Source organism: Nocardiopsis listeri, assembly GCF_020741345.1.
GTDB classification, from domain to species: domain Bacteria; phylum Actinomycetota; class Actinomycetes; order Streptosporangiales; family Streptosporangiaceae; genus Nocardiopsis; species Nocardiopsis listeri_A.
Genome location: NZ_DYZD01000214.1, coordinates 1 through 4160, shown reverse-complemented (window position 1 = coordinate 4160; position 4160 = coordinate 1). Strand labels below are relative to the sequence as shown.

5 protein-coding genes are annotated in these 4160 nt (G+C 69.9%); 2 read left to right on the top strand and 3 right to left on the bottom strand.

Annotation, left to right across the window (positions count from 1 at the left end; translation table 11 throughout):
- Both K8V84_RS11545 and K8V84_RS11540 read right to left on the bottom strand, forming a co-directional pair.
- Positions 1-655, bottom strand: a 655-nt coding sequence (locus tag K8V84_RS11545; RefSeq protein WP_304074042.1) for a HAMP domain-containing protein, incomplete at its 3' end; no start/stop codon positions are given.
- Between the two features lie 38 nt (positions 656-693).
- On the bottom strand, positions 694-1368 hold the full coding sequence (locus K8V84_RS11540) for a response regulator transcription factor (protein WP_304074040.1): 675 nt from the start codon (positions 1366-1368) through the stop codon (positions 694-696).
- A 112-nt stretch (positions 1369-1480) separates the two neighbouring features.
- Here K8V84_RS11540 and K8V84_RS11535 point away from each other — a divergent pair, with 112 nt between their 5' ends.
- On the top strand, positions 1481-2329 hold the full coding sequence (locus tag K8V84_RS11535) for an SGNH/GDSL hydrolase family protein (protein WP_304074039.1): 849 nt from the start codon (positions 1481-1483) through the stop codon (positions 2327-2329).
- A 7-nt stretch (positions 2330-2336) separates the two neighbouring features.
- Here the strand turns inward: K8V84_RS11535 and K8V84_RS11530 are convergent, their stop codons facing one another.
- Entirely contained in the window at positions 2337-3461 is a 1125-nt protein-coding gene (locus K8V84_RS11530) for a calcium:proton antiporter (protein WP_304074038.1), read from the bottom strand.
- Here K8V84_RS11530 and K8V84_RS11525 point away from each other — a divergent pair.
- Positions 3387-4160: substrate-binding domain-containing protein (locus tag K8V84_RS11525; protein WP_304074035.1), on the top strand; the 774-nt coding region annotated here is incomplete at its 3' end. The genes K8V84_RS11530 and K8V84_RS11525 overlap by 75 nt on opposite strands.

Below are 4160 nucleotides of genomic sequence, written 5' to 3'. Positions count from 1 at the left end.
CGTTGATCGTGACGGTGAGTTCGGCCAGCTCGTCCACCCCCTGCGGTTCGGTCCGCGCGTCCAGGTCACCGGCGGCCAGTCTCCGCGCGGTGTCTCGGAGCTCACGGACCGGGCGGAGCACCCCACGCGCGGTGACCAGACCCAAAAGGGCGGCCAGGAGAAGCGCCGCCGCGCCCGCGAGGGCCGCCGCCCTCACCAGGGCGTCGACCTCCTCCTCCACCGCGGACAGGTCCCGCACGGTGTACACCTCGATCCCGGACGGGGCGCGCTCACCGCCCGGCGCGGTGATCATGACGGGGGCGCCCACCAGGAGCCATGGCCGGTCCGCGTCGACCACGCGTTGGGTGACGACGCGGTCCCCCGTCCGCACCGCCTCGCGCAACTCGTCGGTGATCAGGTCGGTCTCCGTCCCGTCGACCGAACGCAGGTCCTCGAAGAGCACCAGGGTGTCGGTGCCCACGCTGTCGCGTACGCGATCGAGCGCGGCCCGGTCGGGCGGATGGGAGACCTCGTGGGTGACGGCGCCGATCTGCCCGGCGACGGTCTCTGAGATCCGCCGCTGGTTCGAGACCACCAGCGCCTCGCCGGCCGATTCGGTGATGGCCCAGGTCGCGGCCAGCGACCCCAGTGCCGTCACCAGCGCGAAGCCCGCCAACAGGCGAGGGCGCAGGCCTCGGGGCCAACGGCGGCCCATCACACCGGCCCGAACCGGTAGCCGAACCCGCGCACGGTCTGGACGTACACCGGCTCGGCGGGGTCGGCCTCGATCTTGGCCCTCAGACGCTGCACGGAGTTGTCCACGAGCCGGGAATCGCCGAGATAGTCGTGCTCCCAGACCTCCTCCAGCAGTTGCTGCCTGCTGTACACCCGCTCGGGTGACCGGGACAGGGTGAGCAGCAGGCGCATCTCGGTCGGGGTCAGCATGACGGGCGCCTCGCCCACCGTCACCGTCAGCGACACCGTGTCGATGCGCAGGTCGCGGTGGACCCGTACCTCGTTCGGCACGTCGACCGTGCGCCGCAGCACGGCGCGGATGCGCGCGTCGAGCACGGTGGGTTGCGCCGGCTTGACGACGTAGTCGTCGGCACCCGCCTCCAGACCACCGATGACGTCGAAGTCGTCGCCTCGGGCGGTCAGCATGATCACGGGCACCTCACCGTCCGCCCGGATGCGACGGCAGACCTGGAACCCGTCCAGGCCCGGCAGCATCAGGTCGAGCACCACGATGCCCGGTGTCCTCGCGTGAAACTCGCGCAGCCCCTCCTCGCCCGTGTCCGCCGTACGGACCTCGTGGCCGTGCCTGGACAGGGCGAGCTGCAGTCCGCGCCGTAGCAGCGGATCATCTTCGATGAGCAGGATCTCCGTCACGCGTCCAGTATGGGTCGTCGTGGCCTTCCCGGACGGGGCGGCGGACGTTTCGCGACACATCCGCGACATGACGGCGCAGGCACCGGGACAGGGCCCGGAGACGATCGGCACCATGACCACGACACAGAGCCCCGACACGACGTCGCGCACACGGAGCGGGCGGCTCACCCGACCCGCCTCATCGTCTCCCGCCGGCCGGACGGCCCTGGCCGCGACCGCCGCCCTGACTTCACTGACCCTGGCGTTGACCGCCTGTGCCGGCCCCTCCGAAGCGGACCTCCCCTCCGTGCCCCCGGCGTCGGATGCACGGACCACGACGGCACCGCCCAAGGTCCTCCTGCTCGGCGACTCCGTGGCCCAGGACGTCTCGCTCGCCTTGGCCGCGGCATTCCAGGCGAGCGGGGTCGGGTTCGAGTCGCTCGCTTCCGATGGCGGGGGCAACGTCGTCGGACCGTTCTCCGAGGAACGGTGGGAGACGTTGCCAGAGGAGGTCGAGACCGCCGAACCCGGCCTGGTGATCTACCAGATCACCGGCTACGACTGGGGCACCGGGCAGGAGCAGCGGGAGGGCTACGAGAAGTTGGTGGACACCGTCACCGAGGTCGACGCGACACTGCTCTTCGTCACCATGCCACCGATCGAGCCCGACGACTTCTACGAACCCCACATGGAGGACCTGGACCGGGCTCCGGAGGTGGCGCGCTCGGTCGCGGCGGACTCCGAGGGCCGGGCCGAGGTCCTGGAGGCCGGTGAGGTCTGGGGAGAGAGCTATCGGGCGAACAGGGACGGTGAACCCGACCGTAACCCCGACGGCATCCACCTGTGCCCCCAGGGCGCCGCCCGGCTGACGCACTGGATGCTCGGCGAGCTGCGGAGCCGATTCCCCGACATCGACCCGGCCGCGCCCGAGGAGTGGGCCGACACCGGTTGGGCCTCGGACGACCGCTTCGGAGCGTGCTGAGCGGCGCTCAGGCGAAAACGGTGAGCCCGTAGAGCACGAACACGAGCACGTGGGCGGCGCCGTGGAGCGCGGTCACTCGTTTTCCCGAGAAGGTCGTCAGGGTCAGCAGCAACGTCACCCCGAGCAGCACGAGGTCGGCCGGGCTCTCCGCGAGGACCACCGTCTGCCCGGTCAGGAGGCCGATGGTGAGCACGGCGGGGATGGTGAGCCCGACCGTGGAGACCAGGGCTCCGTGGCAGAGGTTGCTCACGCGCTGGATCTCCCCGGTGTGCGCGGCGCGGACCGCCGTGATCGTCTCGGGCAGGAACACGATCATCGCGATGAGGATGCCCGAGAGCGCGACCGGAGCGCCCGCCCGGTCGAGACCGTCATCGAGAAGCGCGGCCATGTCGTGGGAGAGCAGCACGATCGGGATCACCGTGGCCACCAGGACCAGCGCGCGGGAGATCACCTCCGCGCGGTGTCGGGAGATCACACCGAGCACCGACGGGCGGTCGTCGGTGACCTGCCGTGCGGCCGGGTCGACGACTTCGGAAGTACGTGGCGCGGGTGGGACCTCCTGGAAATCCTCGCGCTGGGCGCCCATCTGTCGGTACAGGAAGAACGCGTAGAGGATCACCGTGAGCAGGATGATCGGGATCTCCTGGCCGGCGGTGTAAGCACCCTCGACACCGATGAGGCCGGGCAGCACGAAGGCGACCGTGATGAGAACGACCAGGAGTGACAGGTAGGCGGAGACACCGGTGCGGTTCGGACGCAGGTCGCGGTGCCGCATCCCGCCGACGAACAGGCCGACACCGACGACGAGGTTCAGGATGATCATCGACACCGCCATGACGGAGTCGCGGGCGATGGTGGCGTGCTCACCCGGGCCGAGCATCACGGCGGAGATGAGGATGACCTCGATGAGCACGATCGACAGCGTCAGCACCAGGGTGCCGTACGGGTCACCGAGACGGCGCGCCAGGTGCTCGGCCTCACCGACCACACCGAAGGCGCACACCACGATCACGGCGATGATCGCCGCCAGCACGCTCACCAGTACCGGTGTCGAAAGATGTGCGGACAGCAACGGTTGCGCGGCCAGGAGGGCCGGCAACGCGCCCCAGCCCAGGAGGAGGCGGAAGATCACACCAGGGGTGAGGACGGTGCGGAGAGTAGCCGTGGAAGACACAGACAGGTGTCCGTTTCTGCTGGGTCGTCCCTGCTCGCGCGATCGCCGGCGGGTCGTCCCGACCGGGGCTCTTCAGCGCTTCATGGTACTCGACCCGCCCGCGGACCCACGGCCTCAGACCGAGAAGGCGCCTACTCGGCCACCCGCCACCTTCTGGAACTGGGACACACCACCATCGGTTATGTGGGCGGCCTGGCCTCGGCCAACTCCGGCCGTGAACGCTTCGCCGGCTATGAACAGGCACTGCGCGAGCACGGCCTCGAGGTGGATCCTGAGATGGTCGAGCGTGGTCCCTTCTCACCGGCCTTCGGCGCCGAGGGGACCCGTGCGCTCCTGGACCGCAAACCGACCATGACCGCCCTGTTCGCCGCCAACCACGAAGCCGTCTTCGGGGTCCTGCCGACCCTCGTCAGCCGGGGCGTGCGTCTTCCAGAGGACCTTTCCCTGATCTGCCACGAAGACATCAGCTGGTTGCGCAGCTGGCAGCCCGCCGTGACGGTGGTCGACAACGGCGCCGACGAACTCGGACGCCTGTGCTTCGACCTCCTCCTTCGTCAAATGCGCGAGTCCCCCGAATCAGGGCAGGCACCCGGCCGGGTCTACCGCGTCGAAGCCGGTCTGGTCGAACGCAACTCCTGCGCCCCACCCCGCACCCCC

Coding starts and splice junctions, on each gene's coding strand:
- K8V84_RS11535 (WP_304074039.1), top strand. CDS start 1,481: ATGACCACGACACAGAGCCCCGACACGACGTCGCGCACACGGAGCGGG.